This window comes from Nocardioides marmotae, assembly GCF_013177455.1.
Taxonomy (GTDB): Bacteria; Actinomycetota; Actinomycetes; order Propionibacteriales; family Nocardioidaceae; genus Nocardioides; species Nocardioides marmotae.
Window position 1 is genome coordinate 1,171,464 of the sequence record NZ_CP053660.1, and the last position, 25,474, is coordinate 1,196,937.

Here is a 25,474-nt window from a genome sequence, read left to right on the forward strand (position 1 = left end):
CTCTCCGTCCATGGGGGTCGCGGCGGGCTGCGCGCACTGCGCCGAGCAGCTGCCGCAGCGCGCCCGGTTCTGCCCGGGGTGCGGCTCCCCGGTCCCCGAGGCCGCCGCGCCCCGGGAGGGCCGCCGGCTGGTCACGCTGCTCTTCACCGACGTGGCAGGGTCGACGGCGCTCGGCGAGCGGCTGGACGACGAGGCCGTGCGCGGTGTCATGGGCCGCTACTTCGACGTGGCCCGGGCGGCCGTCGAGCGGCATGGCGGCTCGGTCGAGAAGTTCGTCGGCGACGCCGTGCTCGCGGTCTTCGGGGTGCCCGAGCTGCACGAGGACGACGCGCTCCGCGCCGTGCGCGCGGCCCGCGACCTGGTCGTCGACCTGGGGGCGCTCTCGGCCGAGCTGCACGACCGGCTCGGGGTGCGCTTCGCGGTGCGGTGCGGCATCAACACCGGCACCGTGGTGGTCGGCGCCGCGCGGGCCGGCGGGTCCTTCGCTACCGGCGACGCCGTCAACACCGCCGCCCGGCTCGAGCAGGCCGCCCGCGCGGGCGAGGTGCTGCTCGGGGCCCCGACCTACGAGCTGGTTCGCGACGCGATCGACGCCGAGCCGGTCGACCCGGTGTCCGCGCGGGGCAAGGCCGAGCCCGTGCCGGCCTACCGCCTGGTGTCGGTGCGCGCCGACGTGCCCGGGCGGGCCCGCCGTCTGGACGCGCCCCTGGTGGGCCGCAGCACCGAGCGAGCCGAGCTGGACCGGTGGGTCGGCCGGGTCGTCGACGACGGCCGCGGCGCCGTCGTCACGGTGCTCGGCGCGGCCGGGATGGGCAAGACGCGGATCGTCGCGGACCTCGTCGAGCGAGTCTCGCGCCGGGCGCCCGGGGTACGGCGCGGGCACGGCCGGTGCGCGTCGTACGGCGAGGACGTGGGGCTGTGGCCGGTCATCGAGCTGATCCGCTCGCTGCTCGGCCTCACCGGCGAGGAGGACGCGCCGACCGTGCGGGCGAGGATCGCCGCCGAGATGGGGGAGGACGCCGACCGCGGCCCGGTCGTGGAGGCGCTCGCCGCGGTGCTCGGCGCGACCGACGGCGCCGCCGGCCACGACGAGACGCTCTGGGCCTTCGTCACGCTCGTCCGTCGGATCGCCTCCGGCGGGCCGGTGGTGCTGGTCGTCGACGACCTGCACTGGGCCGGGTCGACGGTGCTGGAGCTCGTCGAGCGGCTGGGCAGTGACCTGGCGACCTGCCCGGTGCTGGTGCTCGGCGCTGCGCGGCCGGCCCTGCTCGCGGACCAGCCGGACTGGCTGCCCGCCTCGCCGCGGGTCGAGCTGACGCCCTTCGACGGCGCCGACGTCGCCGACCAGGCGCTGGCGCTGCTCGGGAGCCCGCTCACGGTCGAGACGGCGCAGGTCGTCGCCCGGCACGCGGGCGGCAACCCCCTCTTCGTCGAGGAGATGCTCGGCCGGCTCCGCGACCTCGGCCGGTTGACGCAGGCCGAGGGCGTCTGGGGCCTGACCGGCGCCATCAGCGCGACCGACGTCCCGCCGACGGTCTCGGCGCTGCTGGCCAGCCGGCTCGCCGAGCTTCCCGGGCCGCAGCGGGGGCTCCTGGAGCAGCTGTCGGTGGCCGGTCTGGAGGCCGACCCGGTCGACCTCGCCGCCCTCGTCGACGACCCTGGGGCCCCGGGCCTCCTGGCCGAGCTCGAGGCACGCGACCTGGTGCGCCCGCGGGTCGGCGGCGGCTGGTCCTTCCGGCACGTGCTGATCCGCGACGCGGCGTACGACGCGATGCCGAAGGCGCGCCGCGCGGAGCTGCACCAGCGGCTGGCCGACGCGCTGCAGGGCCACGACCCGTCGGGGGAGCGGCTCGCCTTCGCCGCCCACCACCTCGAGCAGGTCGTCCGGCTGCGCCGGGAGCTCGCCGCCGGCGACCCCGAGCTGCCCGAGCTGGAGGTGCGCACGGCCTGGTTGCTCGCCGACGCGGCCGAGGCCGCCCAGGCACGCGAGGAGCTCCAGGCGGCGCGGGGCCTGCTGAACCGCGCCCTCGCGCTGCCGACGCTCACGGCCGCGCTGAGGCGGGATCTCATCGTCCGCCAGTTCGAGGTCAAGGGCGAGCTGTGGCAGGTCTCCGACACCCAGCCGCTGCTCGACCAGTACGCCGACTGCCTGGACGGCACCGCGACCGACCTCGAACGGGCCTTCCTCGCCGCCGAGCGGCTCTGCGCCGAGTCCAACGGACCCTCCTCCCTCGACCTGGACGAGGTCGAGGCGGCCTCGCGGCGACTGCTGGCCCTCGCCACCGAGGCGGGGAACCTGCGCTTGGCGCTGCGGGCGCGGCACCAGCTGATCCAGCCCGTCGCGCTGCGGGCCGTGTGGGCGGCCGGCTTGGAGCACGTGGCCGCGATCGAGAAGTCGGCGCCCCTCCACCAGGTGTGGGAGGCGCGGTTCTTCCGCGGCCTGGTCCTGCTCCACGGACCGTTCCCCCTCCGGCTGCTGGCCGAGCACGTCGACGCCCAGCTCACCGACCCTGCCCTGTCGAGGTCGGCCCGCGGCATGCTGCTGCTGGAGCGTGCGCTCGTCCTCGGCGCCGTGGGCTCGGCCGAGACCGAGGCCGCGTTCGCCCGTGCGGAGGAGCATCTCGCGGGGACCGACCTGGGCGACATCCACCTGGCCGACCTGGTGCGGGCCGAGGCCGCAGCCCTGCGAGGGGACCGCCGCGTGATGGTCGAGGCGATGCAGCGTCTCGTGGTCCGGGCGCGCGCCGAGAACGACCTGGGCCACGTCTGCACCTACGTGGCGTGGTGGGCGCTGGCGCTGCTGGAGCAGGACGGGGACCTGACCCTGGTCGCCGAGCTGCTCGACGAGGCGGAGGAGGTGACCGCGCCGTACGACGTGGCGACGGTCGGCATGATCGCCGCGGGCCGCGCGATCATCGCGGCCCGGCGTGGGCGCCGCTCGGAGGTGCCCCCACTCGTCACTCGAGCCCTGGCGGCGCTCGAACCCACCGATGCGCTGTGGCAGCAGGCCGACGTCCGGCGGTGGCTGGCGCTCGCGGCGAGGCACGGTGGCGAGACCGAGGAGGAGCGAGTGCTCCTGACCGGGGCCCACGACCTCTACGAGCGCAAGGGCATGACGGTGATGGCGCGGGAGGTCGAGCGTCGGCTCGCCGAGATCGACGCCGGCGCCGAGATCGACGCCGTGAGCCCTCCGGTCAGCTGAAGCTGCAGACCACGTCGACGTGGCCCGCCGCGCGCACGAACCCCAGCCTCCGGTTGGCGGCCAGGATCGGCTCGTTGCCCTCCATGTTCTGGGTGTAGACGTGGGTGATGCCGCGCTCGGACATGTGCAGCGCGTGCCAGGCCTTGAGCGCAGTCGCGATGCCGCGGCCGCGCGCCGCCGGGGCGACTCCGGTGATGACCGTGTTGGCCGCCCCCGCCGTCCCGGGCCGGGCGACGACCAGCGTGACACCGACCAGTCGGCCCCCGTCGTGGGCCGCTGCCAGCTGCCACGGCTCCGCCAGCATCTCCCGGAACGCGTCGAACGGCAGGTCGCCGCCACCGCCCTCGGCGTCCGGAGCGTCCTGGAAGCGCGCCCGCACGAAGGCGTACAGGTTGCGCCAGCTCCGGTCGTCGACCGCCGGGTCGACCGCGTCCAGCGCCACCCCCGGCGCGGCCGCCATGGCCGCGTACGCCGTCCGGTCGACGGCCTGCAGGTCGAGCACGCTCTCGTGGTGGGTCCCCACGACCGAGAAGCCCCAGGCTCGAGCGGTGGCCTCGGCCGCGGCGTCGCCCTCGACGTGCTGGTAGAGGATGCCGGGCAGCTCGGGTCGCACGACCGCCGCCAGCGCAGCGTGCAGTGCGGTCCCGACGCCGCGGCGCCGGTGCTCGGGCCGGACGTTGAGGATCCCGACGCCGTAGCCGCCCTGGGCGAAGGGGAGCGGGCACACCACGCCGAGGCCGGCGGGCTCGCCGTCGAGCAGCGCGACGTACCAGCGCAGGTCCATCGACTCGGTCAGCGTGCTCCACCACGCGGTCATCCACCCGAGGGGGTTGCCCGCATCGAGGGTCGCGAGGTCGTCGGCGTCGGTCATGGGGCGCACGGTGATGCGCGAGGTGCTCGTGGTCATGGGTGTCTCCATCCGGTTCGGGCCGCCAGCCAGCACAGGACCGGCGGTGGGGTCGTGCGGACCACGAGGGCCGCCTGGCGGGGCAGGATCGCCGTACGGCGGCCCGCTTCGACGGCGTCGGCGCCCAGGCGGGCGATCGTGGTGGTCGAGGTGCGCCCACCCATCAGGACGGTGGCGCGGGGGATCCGCTCGCGCGTCCCCGGGTTGTGGTCGAAGTACGGCGAGTCGACCTCGGCCGGCGCCAGCAGCGTGACGCCCACGCCGGTGCCGCGCAGGTCGGCGCGCACCTGGCCGGCCAGGCCGCGGACCGCCCAGCGGGCGGCGGAGTAGCCGGCGGCCCCGGGCACGTGCAGGAAGGCCGAGACCGACGTCATGTAGACGTGGCGGCCGCGGCCGCGCGCGATCATCGCGGGGGTCAGGGCGCGGGTGAGCTCGAAGGCGGCCAGGTAGGGGACCGCCATCATGGTCGCGGCCTCACCCTCCGGCGTCTCGTCGACGGCGAGCCACCGGCCCGCTCCGGCGTTGTGCACGACGACCTCGGGGACGCCGCCGGCGAGGATCTCGCCGGCCGCCGACCGCGCAGCCCGCTGCGGTCGCGAGGTCGTCGACCACCACCGACGAGCCGGGCAGCTCGGCGCTCAGCGCCTCGAGCGCCGTCCGCGTGCGGGCGACGAGCACCACCTCGGCCCCGCGGCCGGCCAGCTCCCGCGCGAGCGCCGCGCCGATGCCGCTCGATGCCCCCGTGACGATCACTCGCTGCCCGCGGAGCTTCGTCGGTGTCGATGCCGATGCCGATGCCGTTGCCATGCCGGGGACCGTAGGCGTGCCGGCGGGCCGGATCTGTCGGCCAGCCGACACTGCGCCCGACACTCGCCCGACACTGCGCCCGACGCTCGTGCCTGACCTTGGGGCATCCTGGGCCGATGCAGGCGCACGAGGACGTCCCCGCGGTCCGCGAGTTCTGGATCGGTCTGGACCTGCCGGGGCTGTTCGACGTGCACGTGCACTTCCTGCCGCCCAACATCCAGCGCGCGGTCTGGGCGGTCTTCGACAGCGCCGGCCCGAAGATCGGGCGGGACTGGCCGATCCGCTACCGCCAGTCGCACGAGGAGCGGGTCGAGATCCTCCGCGCGATGGGGGTACGCCGCTTCTCGGCGCTGCCCTACGCCCACAAGCCCGGCGTGGCGTCGTACCTCAACGACTGGGCCGCGGGCTTCGCCGAGCGCGTCCCCGAGAGCCTGCGCTCGGCGACCTTCTACCCCGAGGAGGGGGCCGCGGCGTACGTCGCCGAGGCGATCGCGGACGGCGTCGACGTCTTCAAGCTGCACCTCCAGGTCGGCGAGTTCCACCTCGACGACCCGCTGCTCGCGCCGGTCTGGGGCGTGCTGGAGGACGCGGGCACCCCGGTCGTGGTGCACGCCGGGTCCGGCCCGGTCCCGAACGCGTTCACCGGCCCCGAGTCGACCCGCCGCGTCCTCGCCCGGCACCCACGGCTCGCGCTGGTCATCGCGCACATGGGCGCCCCGGAGTTCGACGAGTTCCTCGCGCTGGCCGAGGACCACGAGCACGTCCGGCTCGACACCACGATGGTCTTCACCGACTTCTTCCCGGCGACGTACCCGGCCGACCTCGTCCCGCGGCTGCGCGACCTCCAGCCCAAGGTCCTGCTCGGCAGCGACTTCCCGACCATCCCCTACCCCTACCGCCACCAGCTCGACGGCCTGGCCGCCCTCGACCTCGGCGAGGACTGGCTGCGCGACGTGTGCTGGCACAACGGCGCGCGCCTGTTCGGGCTCGCCTAGACAGCGGTACGCCGGCGTTTCCGCCGGCTGAGCCCGGGCAGCCTGGCGTCGTGGAGATCTTCGTCCTGGTGATGATGCTCGTGCCCGCGCTGATGGGACTCATCATCGCCGTCGTCCTCGTGCTCCTGCTGACCCGCTCGCGGGCGGCGGCCCCGCCGCCCCTCTTCGTTCCCGGCCCGCGCGGCCCCGAGCCGGCGGCCAGCACGTGGAACGTCCAGGTCCTGGGCTCGAGCCTGATCGGCCAGCTGGGCGGCTCGCTCGACTCGACGTTCGGCACCCTGACCCTGCGCGCCGGGCGCATCGCCTTCACCCCCGACGACGCGGTCGTCCCGGCCTGGGACGTCGCGTGCCCGGAGGTGTGGGTGCGGCGCCAGGGGGTGGGGCCGTTCGCGGTCGCCGCGCTGGTGCTGCACGGGCCGATGGGGGAGGTCCGCTGCAACGTCAGCCGCGAGCGGATCAACCGGTTCTCGGCCAACTCGCTCAAGGACTTCCGCGAGGTGGGGTACGCCACCCAGTTCGTCGCGGCGGCCCAGGCCCACGGCGCCCGGGTCGCGTGAGAGCGGCGCGGCAGACGCCCGGGAGGACCGCCCGGCGCCACCATGGGGCCATGGACGACGCGACCGCCTGGGCCCTGCTCGCCGACGAGCGTCGGGCCTTCGCCGACGTCCTCGAGCGTCTCGGCCCGGATGACTGGGCGACGCCGAGCCTCTGCGCCGGCTGGACGGTCAAGGACGTCGTCGCCCACACGATGGTGGGGCCGACGGCCTCGATCCGCGAGGTGATGTGGGCGATGGCCCGCTCCCGCTTCGACTTCGACACCGCGAACCGGCGGCTCGCCGCCGCCCGGGCCGCGCGGACGCCCGCGGAGCTGGTCGCGCTGGTGCGCGAGCACGCCGACAGCCGCTTCCACCCGCCCGGGCACGACTGGCACGCCCCGGTCACCGACCTGCTCGTGCACCGGCTCGACTGCCTGGTGCCGCTCGGCGTCGTCGACCCCCGCCCGGCGGCGGCCTGGCAGGAGGCGCTGCCGTTCCTCCTCTCGCGGCGCGCCCGGCACGGGTTCATCCCGGCGGGACTGCCCGAGCTGACCTACGTGGCGCCCGACATCGGGTGGAGCGCGGGGTCGGGGGAGCGGGTCGAGGCCCCGGCCGAGGTGCTCGCCCTGGCCATCACCCGCCGCCCCGCGCGCAACGACGAGCTCACCGGCCCCGGCGCCGCCGCCCTGGCGGAGTGGTCGCGGGCCTGACCCGGCCGTCGACGACGACGGCCGGCGGATCGACCGGATCGACCGGATCGGGGATGCGCGTTCCCGTCGGCGGGGGCACCATGGACGGATGGCCGATCCCGGCGGGCTCTGGGACACGATCGCCGTCGAGCGCACGGCGTTCGCGGACCTGCTCGCCAGCCTGACGCCGGAGCAGTGGGCCACGCGGAGCCTCTGCCCGGCGTGGACGGTGCACGACGTGGTCGCCCACCTGGTCAGCGCCCAGGACGCCGGGGTCCGCGTCAAGCTGGGGGCCGCGGTGCGGGCCCGGGGCGTCCCGAGCCGGGTCACCGAGGTGCTGGCCGAGCAGTACGCCGCCCGGTCGCCCGCCGAGCTCGTCTCCTGGCTGCGCGACCACCCCGACAGCCGGTTCGCCCCACCCGGCATGGGTCCGCGCGCGACGCTGGTCGACGTCCTGGTCCACCGCCTCGACGTCGCGGTGCCGCTCGGGATCGCCGTCGACCGGCCACCGGAGCCGTGGGGCCCGGCGCTGGACTTCCTGCTCAGCCGTACGCCGATGCTGGGCGTGCTGCGCCGCGGGTTCCCGCGAGCGGCGTACCGCGCCACCGACCTCGACTGGAGCCACGGGACGGGCGCGGAGGTGCACGGCCCCGCCGCCGCCCTCGGCTCGGTCCTCGCCGGCCGCGCCGCTCTCGTCGACCGGCTCGGCGGCCCCGGGGTCGACGCCGTGCGCGCCTGGGCCGGGGCCTGAGGGAACAGGGGTGCGGCCCGCGTGGTTGACCCCGTAGACTCCGGTCTGCGGCCTCGCGCCGTGCTTCACAACTCAAGAGGGGCTGATCGGTTTCGACTTGGGACGTTAGTCCCAGGGGAAGCGGGTCGAGGAGCCAGCGTCATCTCGTAAACGATCGCTGGAAACCAATAACTGCCAACGCTAAGCGCAGTTCCTTCGCTCTCGCTGCCTGAGCAGTGATCGAAGCGTCAGACCGGGCATCCGTCTCCGTCCCGGACCCTGGCGTCATCTAGGAGACTTGCTGCTCACTCCGGGTCACGGAGGGTGAGCGGGACTATTCCGTGACTGAGCCTGTCGGGGACGTGTCCGTGCGAGCCCCGGGGCCGAGAAAAGCGACATCACGGACTGCACCCGGAGAAGACCTGGTTCGACGCTCGAGGACGCGGGTTCGATTCCCGCCAGCTCCACCACCCGGCCAAGGCCGGGTCAGCCCTCTTCGATGAGAGCCGCCCCCGATCCGGGGGCGGCTCTCGTCGTTCTGGCGAGCTCGTGCCGCCGCCCCAGCAGTCCTCCTGGAGGTACTTCATGGACTGGTCGGGGCGGATCTGGATGGTTTCCTGGGTGCAGCACTTGGGGAGGGCGTCGCCTGGCGCGACGACGGCGGGGGGACGTTGGGTCTACCGGAAAGCCGTTGCCGCCTGTGGTGGCCTACCGGGCCCGACGCGTCTTCGTGACGGCCGTGACCGAGACCGCGACCAGAACCACGGCGACCGCGAGGAACGGCCACGGGCTCCACCGCTCCGCGCAGCTGGTCCCGTCGGCGAGCGTCTCGCAGACCGTCCCGGGCCCGTCGCGGTTGACCCAGGCGAGGTAGAGCGGCGCAGCGGCCAGGCCACCGACGGCGGCGGTGGCAGAGGAGTTCTGCAGGGGCTTCCAGAGGCAGCCGACGACCAGCAGCGCGAGGCCGACGGGAAGCAAGAAGATTCCGATGGTCAGCAGGCCGACGACACCGAAACCGACAACGGCTCCGGTGAGCGCCCACCAGGCGTACGACCACGGCGGCGGACGCAACGAGGCTGAGGGTCCTGCCTGGGACAGCGGCGTCTGGGTCATGAGCGGCTCACCTTGTCGGGGGCCCGGAAATGGATCTTCCAGCCGTAAGTGGAGTTCTCAATTAGAGCACCGTGTGCAACTACTGGCTGGCCGTGTGCAGGCATGACGTCGGGTGCCGATACTCGGATTCGATTCAGGCGACACGCGGCATTTCGGGGAAGCCCTCACCACGGGGTCTTCGCAGGAATCAGCGGAGATCTTCGCAGCATGGCCGGTCCCGGTGGGTCACCCACCGAGAGCCAGCCCTCTTGAACGAGAGCCGCTCCGACACCACGTCGGCGCGGCTCTCGTGTGCGTCGGTCACCTCACGGCGTGCGCGCGGGAGGTCACCGCGACGACGCTGCGACGCGCCAGCCGGCGACCGGTGCGGGTGGCGCGGCGCACGGGGATCGGTTCGAGGACGTAGCCGGCGTACGGCACGGCCGTGGCACCGAAGCCTTCCTTGAAACGCGCCAGGCTGGTGCCGGGCGTGCTGATGCCGAAGGAGTAGCGCGCGGCGCCGCGGGCGCAGGCCTCCTTGATCGCGAGGCGGTGGAGCAGGGCGTTCGCGCGGACCGGGCCGGCGAGCGGCAGGCTCATCGCGCCGCGCCAGTACTCGACGTTCGGGCCGTGGGTGAGCACGATGATGGCGGCCGCGGGCCGGCCCTCGACGAAGGCCATCCACGTCACGCACGCCTCGCCGAACCCGCGCGCGACCTGCTGGAGCTTGTCCAGCGACTCATCCCGGGCGGCCCGCCGGCGCGCGAGCCAGGCCGGCATGCCGCTGCCCTCGGCCCAGCGGCGGACCGACTCCTGGTACAGCGGCACGAACAGGGGCAGCAGCCGGCCCGTGGTGTCTCGCTCCACCACCACGTCGCTGCGCTCGGCCTTGCGCACCGCGCGCCGCACCGAGCTGCTGAACAGGTGCGTCCACACGTCCTCGAACCCGCCGGTGGTGTCGAGCTCGTAGCCGTGCTTGGCGGTCGCGTACGACCAGGGCGCCGCGTGCCGCCACCGGTCGTCGAGGCGGGGGTTGGGGACGATCACCAGCGGCCCGGACCCGGCCAGCAGCGCGACCACCGCTCGCGCGTCGGCGGCGTCGTGGACGCCGTCCTCGGCGACCAGCCCGCCGTTCGCCCACCGACTCGGCATCGACGAGCGGGTGGCCGCCGGCGCGGGGACGCCGGTCCGCCGCACCATCGGCAGGACGAGCCGCCGGCCCTCGGGGCTGCGCAGCTCCAGCGAGGCGTCCCGGTACGGGCCGGTCGTGCACAGCGCGTCCACCCAGGCCGGGGCCTGGGACGGCAGGGCGTACGGGTCGGTCCTCATCAGCGCCTCCCACGTCGGGCGCACCGCCGGGACCACCTCCCAGGCGTGGCGGCGCAGGCTGCTGGACACGATCATGGGTCATCCCTCCTCGTCCCGGGGCAAAGGCTCCCTCGGCTTCACCACCCAGGCTGCGCTCCCATCCCTGCGGGTGAGGCCGCCAGCAGACGACAATCCCCTCGTTGCGGTATGCCGCGGCCACCCGAGGCGCCGGTGCATCCTGCCCAGGAATCCCGCCGGCGGCTGAGGTGCTGGGCGCTACCCCGACCGGGTCCGGCGGTGGGCGGACTCAGCGGTGGACCGGCCGTCTGAGGCCTCCCGCTGGTCCGCCAACGACGCCACTCAGCATCGGCTACCACACCGTGACCGGCGCAGCCAGTCACGACGGGGGCTTCGCGGGCAAGAGGCGCACTGGGCTGCGGCTCCCGGGCAGGACGACGTCGAGGTCCTGCAGCGGGGATTCGAGTGCCCAGTTCCCGGTCGGGTCAGTCACCGGGGCGTCGCCTTGCTCCGTCGCTGGGCGAAACGCCACCGATGGCGCGCCCCATGGGTAGCCTGCTGCCGTCATGAGCTCCGAAGCCGACCCGCAGCGCCTGGCGGCGACAGCGGGCCCGCGTGGTCATCGTCCGACAGCTCAAGGCCGCCGACAGCTGACCATGGCGACCGACCTCACGGCCTCGCCGGAACGGATCCGTGGGTTCCTGTGGGCCACCGAGTTCCTGGTGGTCACGAACTTCCTGCAGGCCGAGCCGCATGCCCATGGCGCCCTCCAGCTTTCCGTGGGGCTCGAGGGAGCGCCCCGGGCGAAGCTGGACGGCGAGTGGCGGCAGGTGGCTGGCCTGATCGTGAACACCGGGGCCGAGCACGGCTTCGAGTGCGCGGGCGCGCTGACGGCGATCGGCTGGGTGGAGTCGGAGAGCCCGGCCGGCCGGTTCCTGCGGGGGAGCCTGCTCCGCGACCGGGACTGGGTCTCCCTCGACGAGGCCACCACCGAGGCGCTGCGGGCGAGCCTCGCCGGGGTCTTCGACGCCGACTGCGACACCGCGCACCGCAGGTGGCGCTCGGCGCTCGAGGTGCTGGGCGCTCGGGCACTGACCGAGGACGCGCACGACCCGCGGATCCGCGCCGTGCTGGACCACCTGCGCGCCGTACCCACGCCCCCGCCGACGGTCGAGGACCTGTGCCGCATCTCCCACCTGAGCGAGAGCCGCCTCCAGCACGTCTTCCGGGAGCAGGTCGGGGTGCCGATCCGGCGCTACCTGCTCTGGCACCGCTACATGGTGGCGATGCGGCACCTTTCGGCCGGCGCCAGCGCCACCGATGCCGCACACGCGGCCGGGTTCGCGGACAGTGCCCACTTCACCCGGACCGCGCGCACGGTCAACGGATTCACGCCGACCAAGATGCCCTTCCGGGAGTGGCTGACATCCTGCCCCTGACGCGACGGTGCGGTCTCAGCGCTTGACGCGGATGCTCCGCACGGTGCCGGTGAACGTGGGGTCCTGGACCACGATGTAGCCACAGGTGTAGACGCGCTTGGGCCCGTCATACGTGCTGTCGATGTTGATGAACTTCTCCTGGGTGCCCTCGATGAAGGCCGGCCCGTCGTCCTTCAGCTTGTGCGTCTGATAGGTCGCGCCGTCGTCGCAGTAGCGGACGAAGTCGGTCCGCTGGGCCTTGGGGGGCTTGACGGCCTGGACGGCCTGGACGGGCTTGACGGCCTTGGCAGTCCCGATGGCGTACGCCGAGCGCTCGGGGGCGGGCACCATGCCGGCGGCGGTGGTCGCGAGGGCGGCGGTGCTGGTGACGACGGCGGTCGCGAGGACGGCGGTCTTGATCAGTGAGTTCATGTGCAGGACTCTGTCGCGGGCCGGCCGGGCCGGCCTTGAACGTTCCTGCTGATCTCGGCGGGGCCACCGCGGGGCCGAGGTCGTTCCGCGGGCGGTCAGGGCCCCTCGACGAGATCGAGCTGGGACTCTCTGCAAGGCTGCGACGGCTCGCCCCACGCGACGACGTGCACCTGCGGAAGGACCACTGACCGATGACGGCTCCCAGTCGCGTCCCGCTCATCCGCACGGCGGACGAGCAGGCCGAGGAAGACGCGTTCCTGGCGCTCTACGGGGCGTGGGAGCCGATGGACCCGCCCACCTTCGCGAGGGAGATGGAGGGCTTCGACCGCCCCTGGTGGGTCGTGGGCGGCTGGGCCATCGAGGCGGCGACCGGCTATCGCCGCGAGCACGAGGACACCGACGTGTCCATCCTGGCGTGCGACGTCCCCGCGTTCGTGGAGTTCATGACGGGGCGCTGGCACGTCTGGAACAACGTCGGGGGAGTCCTCCACCCGCTCGGAGACCGCTGGCCCACGGTCGACGAGCCGGCCAGCCAGCTGTGGCTCCGCGCCCATGCGGCGGCTCCCTGGGTCGTCGACATCCCGCTCACCCCGGATGTCGACGGCAGGTGGACCAACAAGCTCCTGCCCGACCACGTCGACGAGGTCGAGAACGTCACCTGGGTCGGCGACGACGGCGTCCGCTACCTGCGCCCGGAGATCGTCCTCATCTACAAGGCCCGCCTGCGGCGTACCAAGGACGAGCCCGACTTCGAGGCGACCCTGCCGACGCTCACCGCCGAGCGCCGGGCCTGGCTGCGGACGTCCCTCGAAGCGCTCGTCCCCGACCACCACTGGCTCGAACGGCTCTGACGTGGATCTCATCGTGCAGGACCCCGACGACTACCTCGCCGCCGACGAGGTCATCGACAGCGGGCACCCCGAGGTCCGCGCCCTCGTCTCCGAGCTGCGGGCCGCCCATCGCGGCGACGTCGACTACGCCCGAGCCGCCTTCGAGTGGGTCCGGGTCAACGTCTCGCACTCCTTCGACGTCCAGGATCCGCGCGTCACGCTCACGGCCAGCGAGGCGCTGTGAGCGGGTGGGCCTCTGCTATGCCAGGGCGCACCTGCTCACCGCGCTGCTGAGGGCCGAGGGCATTCCCACCGGCCTTTCCTCGCCCTCTACCAGCAGGGACTGCCGTCGGCTCTGGCGAGCTGACGCGCGAACGTCGCCACGTCGGTGTGCTGCTCGACCCGCACCGTCCGTGCCGCCCCTGACCGTCCGTGGTCGGGGGCGCCTTGATCGTCTGGCTCGCCGGCGTCGGCTTCAGACGGCGATCGATGACCTGCCCGAAGCCGGCATCATCCTCGCGGTACGACCCCACCGCCGGCACCGGCGGCATGCTCTCGCTGGCCGGGGAGCACCTGCTGTGCGACGGGGCAGGGGGGAGCGGCGCTCAGTCCAGGTAGAAGTTGACGTCGTCGAGGACGATCCCCGCGCCGGCCGGCGACGGCTTGCCGCGGACGTCGTGCCCGATGCCGATCGTGTGCACCTGGCTCGTGCCGTTGGCGTAGCTGAGCCGGATCCGGCCGCGGGACAGCACGCGGTAGGTGCCGCGCTCGTCGGCGGGCACGACCCCCCAGACCGTCCCGACGCCCGGGGCGCCGATCGAGCCGAGGGTCTGGCGGGACCGGACGAAGCGGCCGCGCTTGTCCATCGTGAGCCACTCGGTCCACGTCGAGCAGTAGATGCCGCAGGTGCCCTCGAAGTTCTGGTGGATCAGGCGGAGGGCGAGCTTGGCGCCCGGCCGGGGGTTGCTCAGCGGGAAGTAGTCCTGCTTGCCGAGGCGGATGCCCTCGGTGGTGGCCCGGCCCTTGCCGAGTCCGGTGACCTGCACCACGCCGGTGCGCGCGTTGTACTTGTACGGCCGACAGGTCCGGCTGGCCTTCGCGCAGCGGGGAGCACCGACCTTGCCGAAACCCACGTGGGCGAAGCGGGGGCTCACGAACCGCACCGCCACGTTGTCCCAGCCGCGGTCGACCTGAACCGGCTTGTGGCCCCAGTAGTAGCGGCCGACCATGGAGGGCAGCTTGCGGGGCTGGGGCTTGTTGACGATCTGCACGGTGGCGATGGCCCGGTGGCCCCCCTGCGCGGTCATGGTCATCTTCAGGGTCCGGGGCTTGCTGCCCTGGAGCCGCACCCGGAACTTCTCGTAGTACTCCGTGCTCCGCCCTTCCAGCGTCCCGTAGGAGCGCTTCGCCGGCTTGAACGCGAGTCCCGCTCCGCTGAGCCGCACGGTGGTGCCGCGCGCGTCGGCGCGGCCGGAGTTGAGCAGGTCCACCTCGACGGTCGTCCATCGGCCGCGGTAGTTGCCCTGCACCGGTGCGCCGCGGGCGATCGCCAGCCGCGGGGTCCAGACGGTCTCGAGGTCGTCGGCGTAGAGCCCGGAGGTCTCGGTGCCACCGACGTCGGTGCTGAAGGCGAAGGCGCAGTCCCACTCCGCGGTGCGCACGGCCGAGGCTGCGGCGGAGGTGAGGGTGAGCACGGCGCCGGCGCGGCTGCGGCTCACCGCCAGGCTCGCTGAGCCGATAGCGCCTGCGGTGTCGGCGCTCGTCGTGGCGCCGGCGATCGCCGCCCTCGACTCGCAGGTGTTCCCGCTCCACTCGCCCAGGTGTACGTGGACGACGGAGTTGGCGCCGGGCGTCGCGCCCAGCGTCACGGTCGCGGTGATGCGGCTCGCCCGAAGGTCCTGCACCACCGTGGCGCGCGCGATGTTGGTGGCCGGGTCGACGCCGGCCGCGCGCACGTCGCTCAGCTGGGCCACGCGTCGTACGGCCCCGTCGGCGTAGTCGCTGCGGGCCGAGGTCACTGCCCGATCGGCGCCGGGCGCACGACGCTCGGCGAGGGCGTCCGAGCTCATGCGGATCCGGGACGGGTCGGCCCCGGCGGGCGCGGCGGTCAGGAGTCCTCCCATCAGCGTCACGGTGGTCAGGAGCGTCAGCGGCAAGCGCACGGGTCCTCCAGGACATCGATGGGGCCCGCAGGATAAGACGCCTCTGATTCCCATGGCCAGCGCCTGTCCATTCCCGGGGACTGCGCGGATGGCCACATGGCCGCGGTGGTCGACCGCTAGATCCCCGAGGACGTCCGCCGCAGCCTGGAGCGCTCCTGCGGCGCGCCGGTGTCGCTGCGGGCCTGAGCGGAGCGTGGGAACCGATGGACCCGCCCACCTTCAGGAGCTGCTCGCCTGGGCCGTCGACCCCGCTTCAGGCGAGATCGACTACCCGACGGTGTACGCCGCTCCGGCCCGCGAGGTGGTCGACAGCCTGCACGGCGCCGACGACATCCTCGCCCTCTACCAGCAGGGGCTGCCGTCGGTCCTGGAGAGCTGACGCGCGAACGTCGCCACGTCGGTGTGCTGCTCGACGCTCACCCGGCGGTGCGCCTCTCCGAATCGGGGCTAGTCGTTCGTGGTGTGGTGACTGATGCTCGTGCTGCTCACGAAGGTGTCGGACTCGAAGCCCGAGGAGCTGGTCGGCGTGCGACGCACGTACTCGCCCCTGCGGATCTTGAGGATGGCCCACACCCAGATGCCCACGATGGACCCGACGACGACGACAACGGCCAAGCCCGCGAGGGCGAGCACCACCATGATGTCCATGTCAGCGCTCCCCGCGAAGGGTCGTGGGCCGGTCGGCCGCGACGGGACCGAGGGCGGGATGGGCCCGGGTGGCAGGAGTCATGACGGCATCCAGGAGGTCGGTGGACAAGCGGACGGGCTGCGTCCTTGGCGGTATGCCCCGTGGCCGGCCCCGCTAATCCGCTGGCTCGCCGCGATCGGCGCGAGCGCGACGTCGACCGAACCGGCTACGACGCCGGTTTCTTTACTTTATGCTCGCGCTCGGCTCAGCCACTCCGACCGAAAGGCCACCATGACCCGCCGTCTGTCGCTCCTCGCCCTGCCCGGCGTGCTCCTGACCGCGAGTGCGCTGACTGCGCCCGTCCACGCGGCCGCGGAGCCGAACACGGCTCCGGTCATCGCGAAGGTGACGACCGAGAACACCGGCGGCGGCCTGAGCCCCTACGCGCACCTCTACACCAGCGTGGTGGTCAGCTTCACCGACGAGACCCCCAGCAAGGAGGAGGCCTACCGGATCCAGGTGCCGGGCGTCGGGACCGTCGACGTCCAGGCGTGGCCGGACCCGGCCGACCCGACCCGGTTCCAGGCGTACCTGGCCGGCTCGACCTTCACCGACGGCACGTCGTACGACATCACCGTCCGCGAGAGCCCGAAGGGGCAGGACGCCGTGACCAGCGCTGCGCGGCCGTTCACGTTCAGCTACGTCGGACACCCCGCGTCCTGGAAGACCTCGAGCAAGAAGATCAAGGGCCAGTGGTCCTACCGCGCCGGTCGCGCCGCACGGATCTCCTTCAAGGGTGCCTGGGAGGCCGGGACCAGGATCACCACCCAGGTGTGGGTCTCGAAGGGGAAGAAGTTCACCCCCGACGACTGGACCCACAACCTGAAGAACGCGCTGGTCCAGAAGACCGGCTCCCAGGCGGTCCTGTCGTTCAAGGTGCCGAACAAGCTGCGCGGGAAGTACCTCTGGGTCTCGGTGCGGGGCTGGAAGAACGGCAAGGCCGGGTGGGTCTTCGAGGCCCCGCCCGCGAAGGTCGTCCGCTGAGCGCGTCCGGAGGGTCCGAGGACGGCCGGTTCCGGACGGTCCTGGGCGAGGCCGATGCCGACCTCGACCAGGCGCTCTCCGACGAGCTGGACAAGGTCAACGCGGCGGCGACACGCGGGACGCCGCCGGCGCGCGAGCTGACCGTGCGGGTCAGCGACGAGACCGGTCGGCTGGCCGCCGGCATGAGCGGCTGGACCTGGGGGATCGCCGCCGGGATCGGGTTGACCTGGGTGCGCGACGACGCCCGCGCCGCCGGCCTGGGGGCGAGGCTGCTCGAGGAGTTCGAGACCGAGGCCCGGCGCCGGGGGTGCGACCACGTCTTCGTCACCTCCTTCACCTTCCAGGCGCCCGGCTTCTACGAGCGCCACGGCTACCGCGAGATCTTCCGCTGGGAGGACGTGCCGGTCCCCGGGGCCGCGGACGTCCACCTGCGCAAGGACCTCTGAGGCGGCGCGGTCAGCGCACGGCCAGGGCGACGACCTGGGTGACGGCCGCCGCCGCGGCGGCGAGGACGAGCACGAACGTCGGGCCGCCGATGGGCCGGTAGACGCGGGAGTCACGGTCGTCGTCGTAGCGACGCCAACCCTCGGCAACGACCCACACCGAGAGCAGCACGAGCTTAGAGCCACCGGGGCCACCGGGGTCCACGTCCACCCACCGCCCCAGCCTGGGCACCTCCTGCCGACCTCACCGGGGCCCCTGGCACCTCCGGCCGGGGCCAGGAGGCCCCGGCCGCTGGTGGGGCACGGCATCTGCCGCGACCGCCGGCGGCGCAGGCCCCGGGCGTCTAGGGTCCGGACATGGGACGAGGCGCGGTCGGGATCGCCGGGTTGCTGCTCGGTGCGGGGCTCCTGGCGAGCGGCTGCACGGGCGGCGCGGAGGCACCCGCCCCGCCCGTCGCCGACCCCCGGACCGAGCGGCTCGAGGAGCTGGCCGAGGACCCGTCGGCGCTGCTGGCCGAGGTGCAGCGACGGGCGCAGCGGGACACCGCCCGGGTGGCGACCACCCCGGCGCCCGAGGACGGCGGCGCCGACGCGGCGTACGTCCTGGTCGTCGGGGACGGCGCCTGGCGCGCCGAGGTCCCCGCCGCCGAGGGCGAGGGCACGGCCACGGTGCTGCGCTCGGGGGACCGGCTCTGCTTCGACCGGGGCTTCCGGCCGAGGGTGCGTCAGCCGGTGGCGGAGTCCTACGGCACGGTCGCCTTCGACCCCCCGGCCTGGACCTGCACGCCGGTCGGGTTCGGGCTGAACACCCTGGTCACCCACGGCCTCCTGCGCGCCGACCCGCGCACCCGGATCGCGGGGCTGGTCGCCGACGGGGCCACCGTCGAGGGCATCGAGACCGAGGCGCCCGGGGGCGAGCCGCTGCTCCACCTGCGCACGAGCGGCGTGACTGCGGACGGCCCGCTCGACCCCGCCCGCCCGACGTACGACCTGTGGGTCGACGCGGACCTGCGCGCGGTCCGGATGGCAGGGGCGGGGGTCGTGTGGACCTTCGAGCGCCCGGCCGGACTCGCAGCACAGCTCGCGCCGCCGCCCGCGGGCCGCACCGGCTCCTACGGGTACGCCGTGGGGCCGGGGCAGGGGGTCGCGAAGGCGTGCCGGCAGTCCGGGCAGTGCCCCGAGCGGGCGCCCTCCCTCACCTGGGGTGACGGCCGCCGCTCCTAGCCCGAGAGCCGGATCACGCCGCCACGGCGGATGTCCGGTTGTCGTTCACCCCTCGTTCACGTTCGCCGAGGGGTCCATACACCTTCGCTGCCTACCTTCCTGAGCGTCACGTTCACGAGCCCATCAGGAGCAGCAGTGAAGAGCACCTCCGTTCGCACGGCGGTCGTCCCGGGGATCGCGGCCCTCGTCCTCACCTTCTCGGCCTGCAGCGCCGGCAACGCCGGCGACGGCGCCACCGGCAGCGGCGAGGGCGTGAGCGGCCAGCTCGCCGGCGGCGGTGCCTCCTCCCAGGAGGCCGCCCAGCTCGCGTGGACCGTCGGCTTCCAGCGGGAGAACCCCGACGCCACGGTCACCTACGACCCGGTCGGCTCGGGCGGTGGCCGGGAGAACTTCATCGCCGGCGCCTTCCCCTTCGCCGCCACCGACGCCTACCTCACCGACGACGAGGGCGAGCTGAGCGCCGCGACCGAGCGCTGCGGTGGCGACGCCCCGATCGAGATCCCGAACTACATCAGCCCGATCGCGCTCGTCCACAACATCGAGGGCGTCGACGAGCTCAACCTCTCGCCCGAGACGATCGCGGGCATCTTCTCCGGCGAGATCACCACCTGGGACGCCCCGGAGATCAAGAAGGACAACCCCGACGCCGACCTCCCGTCCGCCCCGATCAACGCGGTCCACCGCTCGGATGAGTCGGGCACCACGGAGAACTTCACCCACTACCTCGACGTCGTGGCCGGCGATGCCTGGTCCGCCGGCGCGGTGGAGGTCTGGCCCGAGGAGTTCGGCGGCGAGGGCGCCCAGGGCACCTCGGGCGTGGTCTCCGCGGTCCGCAGCGGCACCAACTCCATCGGCTACGCCGACGCGAGCCAGGCCGGCGACCTCGCGGTCGCGAAGGTCGGCGTCGGCGACGAGTTCGTCGGCCCCACCGCCGACGCCGCCGCGAAGATCCTGGACGTCTCGCCCCGGGTGGAGGGCCGCGACGACAGCTCGATCGTCTTCGACCTCGACTACGAGACCGAGGAGTCCGGGGTCTACCCGATCGTGCTGACCTCCTACCTGCTCGCCTGCCCCTCCTACTCCGGCGACGAGGCCGAGGACGGCGAGCTGACCAAGGCCTACCTGACCTACATCCTCAGCGATGCCGGCCAGGACTTCGGCGCGGAGGAGGCCGGCTCGGCCCCGCTGAGCGACGAGCTCCGGGGCCGGGTCCAGGAGCTGGCCGAAGGCATCACGGTCGAGTGATGACGCGACCGGACTGAGACGAGGGTCCGGCCCCCAGCGGGTCGGACCCTTCGCCGCGTCCGGCCCCGCCCCGCGGCGTACGGCCGGCCGGCCGAGCACCAACAGCACGACAGGCACGACAAGCACCGAACGAGGGAGCAGCAGGTGTCCACCACGACCACCGCACCGGGCGCGCGCGGCGGCGTCAGCCGCCGCGGCGACTCGGTCTTCGCCGGGCTCGCCACCGGCGCGGGACTGCTGATCATGCTCGCGCTCGCGGGCGTGGCCATCTTCTTGATCATCGAGGGCGTCCCGGCGATCAGCGCGTCGGGGGACCAGGCGTACGGCAAGGACAACATCGTCCTCTACGTCTGGCCGCTCCTCTTCGGCACGCTGCTGGCGGCGGTGATCGCGCTGCTGATCGCGACGCCGCTGGCGGTCGGGGTGGCGCTGGTGATCTCGCACTACGCGCCGCGGCGCGTGGCCCGCCCGCTGGGCTACCTGATCGACCTGCTGGCCGCCGTGCCGAGCGTGGTCTACGGCCTGTGGGGCCGCGCCGTGCTGGCCCCGGCGATCCTGCCGGTCTACGGCTGGCTGGCCGACCACCTGGGCTGGCTGCCGTTCTTCGACGGGCCCGCGCAGACCGGCCGCACCATCCTGACCGCCGCGATCGTGCTGGCGGTGATGGCGCTGCCGATCATCACCGCGATCTGCCGCGAGGTGTTCCTCCAGGCGCCGCGGATCCACGAGGAGGCGGCGCTCGCGCTGGGTGCGACCCGCTGGGAGATGATCCGGATGGCGGTCTTCCCCTACGCCCGCTCCGGCGTGATCTCCGCGGTGATGCTCGGCCTGGGCCGCGCGCTCGGCGAGACGATGGCGGTCGCGATGGTCCTCTCGGCCAGCGGCATCATCACCATCGACCTCATCTCGGCGCAGAACCCCTCGACGATCGCCGCGAACATCGCGCTCAACTTCGGCAACGCGTCCGGCACCAAGATCAACGTGCTGATCTTCAGCGGCCTGGTGCTGTTCGTCGTGTCCTTCGCCGTCAACTTCCTCGGCCGCTGGATCGCGGCCCGGGGCCAGGTCAAGGCCTGAGGAGGCCCGGCATGTCCATCACCGACGAGCGGGCGACCGCCGCCCGACCCGCGCCGGCCGCGATGCCGCTGGTCGCGCCGCAGATCCCGTCGTACGCCCCGGCGCTCGCCGGCGTCCTCGCCGCCGGCATCGCCGCCCTGCTCGGGCTGCTGCTCGGCTGGTCCCTGGTCGCCGTCGTGCTGGTGGCCTGGGCGCTGTTCGTCCTGGTCCTGCCGGCCTGGTCGGCCGCGGTCGAGGGCAACCGCCGCGCCAAGGACCGCCTGGTCACCACGATCGCCTGGTCGACCTTCGCGCTGGCGATGATCCCGCTGGTCAGCCTGGTGTGGGAGGTGATCGAGAACGGCCACGCCGTCATCTCCTCGGAGTTCCTCACCTACGACATGCGCGGGGTGCTCGGCGCGGGCGGCGGCATCTACCACGCCCTCATGGGCACCCTGATCATCACCGGACTGGCCACCGCCATCTCGGTGCCGATCGGCGTGCTGGCCGCGATCTACCTGGTGGAGTACGGCAAGGGCAACCGCCTGGCCCGCACCATCACCTTCCTGGTCGACGTGATGACCGGCATCCCCTCGATCGTCGCCGGCCTCTTCGCCTTCGCGCTGTTCACGCTGATCTTCGGGCCGGGCGTCCGGTTCGGCTTCGGCGGCGCGGTGGCCCTCTCGGTGCTGATGATCCCGATCGTCGTGCGCGCGACCGAGGAGATGCTCAAGCTGGTGCCCGAGGAGCTGCGCGAGGCGTCGTACGCCCTCGGGGTGCCGAAGTGGCGCACGATCGTCAAGGTCGTCCTGCCGACCGCGCTGGGCGGCATCGTCACCGGCGTCACCCTGGCCATCGCCCGCGTCGCCGGCGAGACCGCGCCGCTGCTCATCATCGTCGGCACCACCACGACGCTGAACCTCAACCCGTTCGACGGCCGGATGGCGACGCTGCCGGTCTTCATCTTCTCCTCGGTCACCACCGGCGGGAAGTACGACGCCGAGCAGACCGCACGGGCCTGGGGCGCCGCCCTGGTCCTGGTCGCCATCGTGATGACCCTCAACCTGCTCGCCCGCGCCGTCGGGAAGATCTTCGCGCCCAAGACCGGGCGCTGACCCACCTCAAGGACACACAGCCATGGCCAAGAGCATCGACATCTCCGACCTGAACATCTACTACGGGGACTTCCTCGCCGTCGAGGGCGTCGACATGACCATCCGCGCCCGCGCGGTGACCGCCTTCATCGGCCCCTCCGGGTGCGGCAAGTCCACCTTCCTGCGCTCGCTGAACCGGATGCACGAGGTGATCCCCGGGGCCCGCGTCGAGGGCAAGGTCGTCGTCGACGGGCAGTCCCTCTACGACCCCTCGGTCGACCCGGTCGCGGTCCGGCGCCAGATCGGCATGGTCTTCCAGCGGCCCAACCCGTTCCCGACGATGTCGATCTACGAGAACGTCCTGGCCGGCAACCGGCTCAACGCCAAGCGGATGAAGAAGTCCGAGGCCGACGACATCGTGGAGAAGTCGCTGCGCGGCGCCAACCTCTGGAACGAGGTCAAGGACCGCCTCGGCAAGCCCGGCATGGGCCTCTCCGGCGGCCAGCAGCAGCGCCTGTGCATCGCCCGGGCGATCGCGGTCGAGCCGCAGGTGCTGCTCATGGACGAGCCGTGCTCGGCGCTCGACCCGATCTCGACCTCCGCGATCGAGGACCTCATCCACGAGCTGAAGTCCGACTACACGATCGTCATCGTCACCCACAACATGCAGCAGGCCGCGCGCGTCTCCGACGACACCGGCTTCTTCAACCTCAAGGCGGCCGGCCAGCCCGGCCACCTGGTGGAGTTCAACGCCACCAGCAAGGTCTTCGCCAACCCCGACGACCCCTCGACCGAGGCCTACATCTCGGGCCGCTTCGGCTGAGGACGCGCCCGGGTGGGTCGGCGTCAGGCGCCGGCCATCACCCCGACCCGCTCGGGTGCGAAGCCGGGGAAGACCGCGGCCGTCGATGCGCCGGTACGCCGCGTGACGACCTCGGCGAGCACCGAGCGGTAGTCGGTGGTCACCACCAGGTCGGCGTCGCCGGAGACCGTCAGGCCCGGCCACCGGCCGTGGTAGCCGCCCTTGACCCCGGCCCCGGCGAGCAGCATGGCGTTGCCCCAGCCGTGGTCGAGCCCCTTCTCGGCGTTCTCGACCGTGCGCCGGCCGAACTCGCTGACCGTCACCAGGGTGACCCGGTCCCCGAGCGGGCCGAGGTCGGCGAAGAACGCGGCGACCGCCTGCGCCAGCGAGCGGGCGTTGTTGAACAGCCAGCCGCCGGTGGAGGAACCGATGTCGGTGTGCATGTCCCAGTCGCCGTGGTCGACGGTGAACACCGAGGAGCCGACGTCCCCGCGGACGGTGCGGGCGACGGTGGCCAGCGCCCGGCCGAGGTCGGTGGCGGGGTAGGACGTCGCCGGGTCCGCGGTCTCGCGCACCGGCGCGAAGCGGCCCACGGCGTCCAGCGCCGAGCGCATGCCCGGGCCCAGGCCGGTGGTGCGCCCGCCCCACATCCGCTCCAGCGAGGCGATCCGCCGGTCCGTCGGCGCGAGCGTCGCGGCGCCGGCGACCCGGATGCTGCCCACGTTCGCCGACATCGCCATCGTCGGCTCGGCGCCGACCAGCGCGGTCGGGCGGGTGCCGATGCTCAGCCCCTGGAGGGGCGAGGTGTCGGCGTCGGTGCCGAGCAACCGGTTCAACCAGCCCGAGCGGGTGCGGGAGCCGGGCGCGGCCTCCTCGACCTCCTCCATCGCCGAGAAGTGCGAGCGGTTGGGCGCGGGCAGGCCCGCGGCCTGCACCGCGGCCATCCGCCCCGCGGCCCACAGCGGGACGAGCGGCTCGAGCGCGGGGTGGAGGCCGAACATCGCGTCGGCCTGGAGCAGCCGCTCGGCGGGCACGGCGATCCGCGGCCGCGCCTGGTAGTAGGCCGGGTCGCCGTGCGGCACGACGAGGGAGAGCCCGTCGGCCGCGCCGCGCAGCGACACGACCACCAGCGCCCAGGGGGCGGCGCCGGGCTCGGCGGCCGCCGCGGGGGCCGAGGAGAGGACGGTCGAGCCGAACGTGGTCGTCGTGGCACCGAGGAGTGCCGCGCCGAGGCCGGCCGACCTGAGCAGCGTGCGGCGGCCGAGCCGCCCGGCGGCGTACTCCTCGCAGCAGGGGGTGGGGGTGGAGGTCGGGGTGGTCATCGCGGGCCTCACCGGGCGTAGTGGTCGGGGGAGTCGAGGAGGGTCGCGAGGACCCGGGAGAGGTGGTGCTTGACGATCGCGTGCTCCGCGGTGACGACCTCGGTGGCGGGGAAGCCCGTGGCAAGCGCGCAGGCCTCGACGAGGTACGCCGGCGCCGGCTTGCCGAGCACGATCCGGCTGGCGTGGTCGACGAGCTGGCGCAGCGTGACCGGCAGCGGAGGGAGGTAGGCCGCCGGGGCGCGGTGCACCAGCTCCTTGGTCGGCCAGGACCGGTGGGCCATCGACCAGTGCAGGTCGACCGAGGCGAGCACGCGCAGCGGGGTCGACCAGGCGGCGTTGGTGATCGGCGCGCCGTCGGGTCGCGGCCAGGTGCCGGTGGTCAGGCCGAGCGAGCCGGTCGAGCTCAGCATCGCCGCGGTCGCCGAGGAGCTGCTGGCCGGCTTCTGGAGCCGGACCCCGAGCGCGCGGTAGGTCGCGACGACGTCCGCGGACGGGTCGCGCAGCTTGGCGCCGGCGGCCGCGCGGAACGCGGGGGAGCGCACCAGCGCGCGCAGCACCGGCACGATCGCGGTGTCGTGCTGGAGGTAGACCCGCGCCAGCTTGCGCACCAGGGCCGCCGGCGGGTCGTCGCTGACGAACGCCACCGCCAGCTTCCGCGCCAGGTGGGCGGCGGTGTCGGGGTGGCGGGCGAGGTGGGTGAGGTAGCGGCGGGTCATCGCCCGGCCGTCGCGCGAGCGGTTGGGGTCGCGGAAGGTCCCCACCCGCACCGGGCCGGTGCTGTGGTGCTCGGGGACGTAGAGCGCCTGCCAGGTGTCGTTGGTGTCGACGTGCCAGCCGGTGAGGATCCGCGCGGAGTCCTTGACGTCGGCCTCGGTGTAGCGGCCGCGGCCGACGGTGAAGAGCTCGAGCAGCTCGCGGCCGAGGTTCTCGTTCGGCGCCTCCGCGGTCGAGCGGGCCCCGTCGAGGTGCAGCAGCATCGCGGGGTGGGTGACGGCCGCGACGAGCATCCGGTCGAAGCGACCGAGCGCGTGCTGCCGGATCAGCGCGCCGTACCGCACCCGCCAGGTGAAGTGGCCATCAGAGGTGACCGGGACGTGGAGGTGGTTCTCCCAGAACTCCGTCATCACCTCCAGCACCTGGCGGTTGCTGGTGTGCCGGCGCGCCAGCAGCCACGAGCCGTAGTCGCGCATCACCTCCCAGCCGCCGCGCACCCCCGTGACCTGGCGGGTCCACAGCTCCAGCGGGGTCCGCGACAGGTCGGGCCACCAGCCGGCGAGCGCGTCGCCGGGGCGGTCCTGGACCTTCGCCGGGCGCAGCTGGCCCTCGAACCACGCGAGGTGGCCCTTGGCGCGCACGGTCTTCGTCAGCGCGGGCGTGACCCCGTAGCTGAACCGCGAGACCAGGTGGTGGGCCGCCGGCTCGAGCACGGGCAGCGGTGTGTACGCCGCAGCGCGGCGTGCATGGTCGGACACGTGATTCCCTCCCGGACG

Annotated in this window: 27 protein-coding genes and 1 other RNA gene; 17 read left to right on the forward strand and 11 right to left on the reverse strand. The window is 73.5% G+C overall.

All coding sequences use genetic code 11. The features are described from left to right. Positions 1–10 precede the first annotated feature (10 nt). Positions 11–3,202 (forward strand): ATP-binding protein, encoded by a 3,192-nt coding sequence (locus tag HPC71_RS05590; protein WP_154616761.1) that lies wholly within the window; start codon positions 11–13, stop codon positions 3,200–3,202. Here the strand turns inward: HPC71_RS05590 and HPC71_RS05595 are convergent. From HPC71_RS05595 to HPC71_RS05605, 3 genes are read right to left on the reverse strand one after another with little or no spacing between them, the layout of a single operon-like run. After that, positions 3,195–4,109 (reverse strand): GNAT family N-acetyltransferase, encoded by a 915-nt coding sequence (locus HPC71_RS05595; RefSeq protein WP_171896270.1) that lies wholly within the window; start codon positions 4,107–4,109, stop codon positions 3,195–3,197. The two genes, HPC71_RS05590 and HPC71_RS05595, sit on opposite strands and share 8 nt — an antisense overlap. Then, entirely contained in the window at positions 4,106–4,639 is a 534-nt protein-coding gene (locus HPC71_RS05600) for an SDR family NAD(P)-dependent oxidoreductase (RefSeq protein WP_154616758.1), read from the reverse strand. Before HPC71_RS05600 ends, HPC71_RS05595 begins: the two co-directional genes overlap by 4 nt. Next, positions 4,584–4,916, reverse strand: a complete 333-nt coding sequence (locus HPC71_RS05605) for an SDR family NAD(P)-dependent oxidoreductase (RefSeq protein ID WP_154616918.1) — start codon at positions 4,914–4,916, stop codon at positions 4,584–4,586. The genes HPC71_RS05600 and HPC71_RS05605 overlap by 56 nt, the downstream gene beginning before the upstream one ends. Before the next feature lie 116 nt (positions 4,917–5,032). Between HPC71_RS05605 and HPC71_RS05610 the strand changes: the two genes are divergently transcribed. The 5 genes from HPC71_RS05610 (at position 5,033) to ssrA (ending at position 8,336) form a co-directional block, all read left to right on the forward strand. Continuing rightward, positions 5,033–5,911 (forward strand): amidohydrolase family protein, encoded by an 879-nt coding sequence (locus tag HPC71_RS05610; RefSeq protein ID WP_154616757.1) that lies wholly within the window; start codon positions 5,033–5,035, stop codon positions 5,909–5,911. Positions 5,912–5,961: 50 nt separating this feature from the next. Next, positions 5,962–6,468 carry a hypothetical protein gene (locus HPC71_RS05615; protein ID WP_154616756.1) on the forward strand — a complete coding sequence of 169 codons (507 nt, stop codon included), beginning with the start codon at positions 5,962–5,964 and terminating at the stop codon, positions 6,466–6,468. A 50-nt stretch (positions 6,469–6,518) separates the two neighbouring features. Beyond that, the gene (locus HPC71_RS05620) at positions 6,519–7,157 is read left to right on the forward strand and encodes a maleylpyruvate isomerase family mycothiol-dependent enzyme (RefSeq protein ID WP_154616755.1); all 639 of its coding nucleotides are present in this window, start codon (positions 6,519–6,521) and stop codon (positions 7,155–7,157) included. Positions 7,158–7,245: 88 nt separating this feature from the next. Further along, a complete protein-coding gene (locus HPC71_RS05625) occupies positions 7,246–7,887 on the forward strand; it encodes a maleylpyruvate isomerase family mycothiol-dependent enzyme (protein ID WP_154616754.1) in 642 nt (213 codons plus the stop codon). Positions 7,888–7,965: 78 nt separating this feature from the next. Then, positions 7,966–8,336, forward strand: a transfer-messenger RNA (tmRNA) gene (gene ssrA, locus HPC71_RS05630). A 238-nt stretch (positions 8,337–8,574) separates the two neighbouring features. Here the strand turns inward: ssrA and HPC71_RS05635 are convergent. After that, a complete protein-coding gene (locus HPC71_RS05635; protein WP_154616753.1) occupies positions 8,575–8,979 on the reverse strand; it encodes a hypothetical protein in 405 nt (134 codons plus the stop codon). Positions 8,980–9,279: 300 nt separating this feature from the next. Beyond that, positions 9,280–10,362 (reverse strand): GNAT family N-acetyltransferase, encoded by a 1,083-nt coding sequence (locus HPC71_RS05640; protein WP_154616751.1) that lies wholly within the window; start codon positions 10,360–10,362, stop codon positions 9,280–9,282. 578 nt (positions 10,363–10,940) lie between these two features. Here HPC71_RS05640 and HPC71_RS05645 point away from each other — a divergent pair. Then, entirely contained in the window at positions 10,941–11,723 is a 783-nt protein-coding gene (locus tag HPC71_RS05645; RefSeq protein ID WP_171896272.1) for a helix-turn-helix domain-containing protein, read from the forward strand. Positions 11,724–11,738: 15 nt separating this feature from the next. Here HPC71_RS05645 and HPC71_RS05650 read toward each other — a convergent pair whose 3' ends face one another. Further along, a complete protein-coding gene (locus tag HPC71_RS05650) occupies positions 11,739–12,134 on the reverse strand; it encodes a hypothetical protein (RefSeq protein ID WP_154616748.1) in 396 nt (131 codons plus the stop codon). Between the two features lie 191 nt (positions 12,135–12,325). On the opposite strand from HPC71_RS05650, the gene HPC71_RS05655 reads away from it, so the two are divergent. Both HPC71_RS05655 and HPC71_RS05660 read left to right on the forward strand, forming a co-directional pair. Further along, positions 12,326–12,985 (forward strand): hypothetical protein, encoded by a 660-nt coding sequence (locus tag HPC71_RS05655; RefSeq protein ID WP_154616747.1) that lies wholly within the window; start codon positions 12,326–12,328, stop codon positions 12,983–12,985. Position 12,986: 1 nt separating this feature from the next. Then, positions 12,987–13,208, forward strand: coding sequence for a transglutaminase-like domain-containing protein (locus tag HPC71_RS05660; protein ID WP_154616745.1), 222 nt, complete (start codon positions 12,987–12,989; stop codon positions 13,206–13,208). A 361-nt stretch (positions 13,209–13,569) separates the two neighbouring features. On the opposite strand, the gene HPC71_RS05665 is transcribed toward HPC71_RS05660, so the two are convergent. Next, entirely contained in the window at positions 13,570–15,087 is a 1,518-nt protein-coding gene (locus tag HPC71_RS05665; RefSeq protein WP_154616744.1) for a hypothetical protein, read from the reverse strand. A 232-nt stretch (positions 15,088–15,319) separates the two neighbouring features. On the opposite strand from HPC71_RS05665, the gene HPC71_RS05670 reads away from it, so the two are divergent. Beyond that, entirely contained in the window at positions 15,320–15,505 is a 186-nt protein-coding gene (locus HPC71_RS05670) for a hypothetical protein (protein ID WP_154616743.1), read from the forward strand. A gap of 68 nt (positions 15,506–15,573) precedes the next feature. On the opposite strand, the gene HPC71_RS05675 is transcribed toward HPC71_RS05670, so the two are convergent. Further along, on the reverse strand, positions 15,574–15,774 hold the full coding sequence (locus HPC71_RS05675) for a hypothetical protein (RefSeq protein WP_154616742.1): 201 nt from the start codon (positions 15,772–15,774) through the stop codon (positions 15,574–15,576). A 271-nt stretch (positions 15,775–16,045) separates the two neighbouring features. Here HPC71_RS05675 and HPC71_RS05680 point away from each other — a divergent pair, with 271 nt between their 5' ends. Beyond that, positions 16,046–16,798, forward strand: coding sequence for a hypothetical protein (locus HPC71_RS05680; RefSeq protein WP_154616741.1), 753 nt, complete (start codon positions 16,046–16,048; stop codon positions 16,796–16,798). Beyond that, complete coding sequence (locus tag HPC71_RS05685; protein ID WP_216656557.1) at positions 16,759–17,244, forward strand: GNAT family N-acetyltransferase; 486 nt, start codon at positions 16,759–16,761, stop codon at positions 17,242–17,244. The genes HPC71_RS05680 and HPC71_RS05685 overlap by 40 nt, the downstream gene beginning before the upstream one ends. Before the next feature lie 10 nt (positions 17,245–17,254). Here the strand turns inward: HPC71_RS05685 and HPC71_RS05690 are convergent, their stop codons facing one another. Further along, positions 17,255–17,413, reverse strand: a complete 159-nt coding sequence (locus HPC71_RS05690; RefSeq protein ID WP_171896273.1) for a hypothetical protein — start codon at positions 17,411–17,413, stop codon at positions 17,255–17,257. Positions 17,414–17,598: 185 nt separating this feature from the next. On the opposite strand from HPC71_RS05690, the gene HPC71_RS05695 reads away from it, so the two are divergent. From HPC71_RS05695 to pstB, 5 genes are all read left to right on the forward strand, one after another. After that, positions 17,599–18,465, forward strand: coding sequence for a hypothetical protein (locus HPC71_RS05695; protein WP_154616739.1), 867 nt, complete (start codon positions 17,599–17,601; stop codon positions 18,463–18,465). A gap of 135 nt (positions 18,466–18,600) precedes the next feature. Continuing rightward, entirely contained in the window at positions 18,601–19,710 is a 1,110-nt protein-coding gene (locus HPC71_RS05700) for a phosphate ABC transporter substrate-binding protein PstS (protein WP_216656558.1), read from the forward strand. Positions 19,711–19,854: 144 nt separating this feature from the next. After that, positions 19,855–20,787: a phosphate ABC transporter permease subunit PstC gene (pstC, locus tag HPC71_RS05705; protein WP_171896275.1), complete on the forward strand. Its 933-nt coding sequence runs from the start codon at positions 19,855–19,857 to the stop codon at positions 20,785–20,787. 11 nt (positions 20,788–20,798) lie between these two features. Continuing rightward, a complete protein-coding gene (gene pstA, locus HPC71_RS05710; RefSeq protein WP_154616737.1) occupies positions 20,799–21,881 on the forward strand; it encodes a phosphate ABC transporter permease PstA in 1,083 nt (360 codons plus the stop codon). A gap of 22 nt (positions 21,882–21,903) precedes the next feature. Next, positions 21,904–22,683 (forward strand): phosphate ABC transporter ATP-binding protein PstB, encoded by a 780-nt coding sequence (gene pstB, locus HPC71_RS05715; protein ID WP_154616736.1) that lies wholly within the window; start codon positions 21,904–21,906, stop codon positions 22,681–22,683. Between the two features lie 23 nt (positions 22,684–22,706). On the opposite strand, the gene HPC71_RS05720 is transcribed toward pstB, so the two are convergent. Both HPC71_RS05720 and HPC71_RS05725 read right to left on the reverse strand, forming a co-directional pair. Then, complete coding sequence (locus HPC71_RS05720; protein WP_154616735.1) at positions 22,707–23,984, reverse strand: DUF1501 domain-containing protein; 1,278 nt, start codon at positions 23,982–23,984, stop codon at positions 22,707–22,709. A gap of 8 nt (positions 23,985–23,992) precedes the next feature. After that, complete coding sequence (locus tag HPC71_RS05725) at positions 23,993–25,456, reverse strand: DUF1800 domain-containing protein (RefSeq protein ID WP_171896277.1); 1,464 nt, start codon at positions 25,454–25,456, stop codon at positions 23,993–23,995. Positions 25,457–25,474 lie beyond the last annotated feature (18 nt).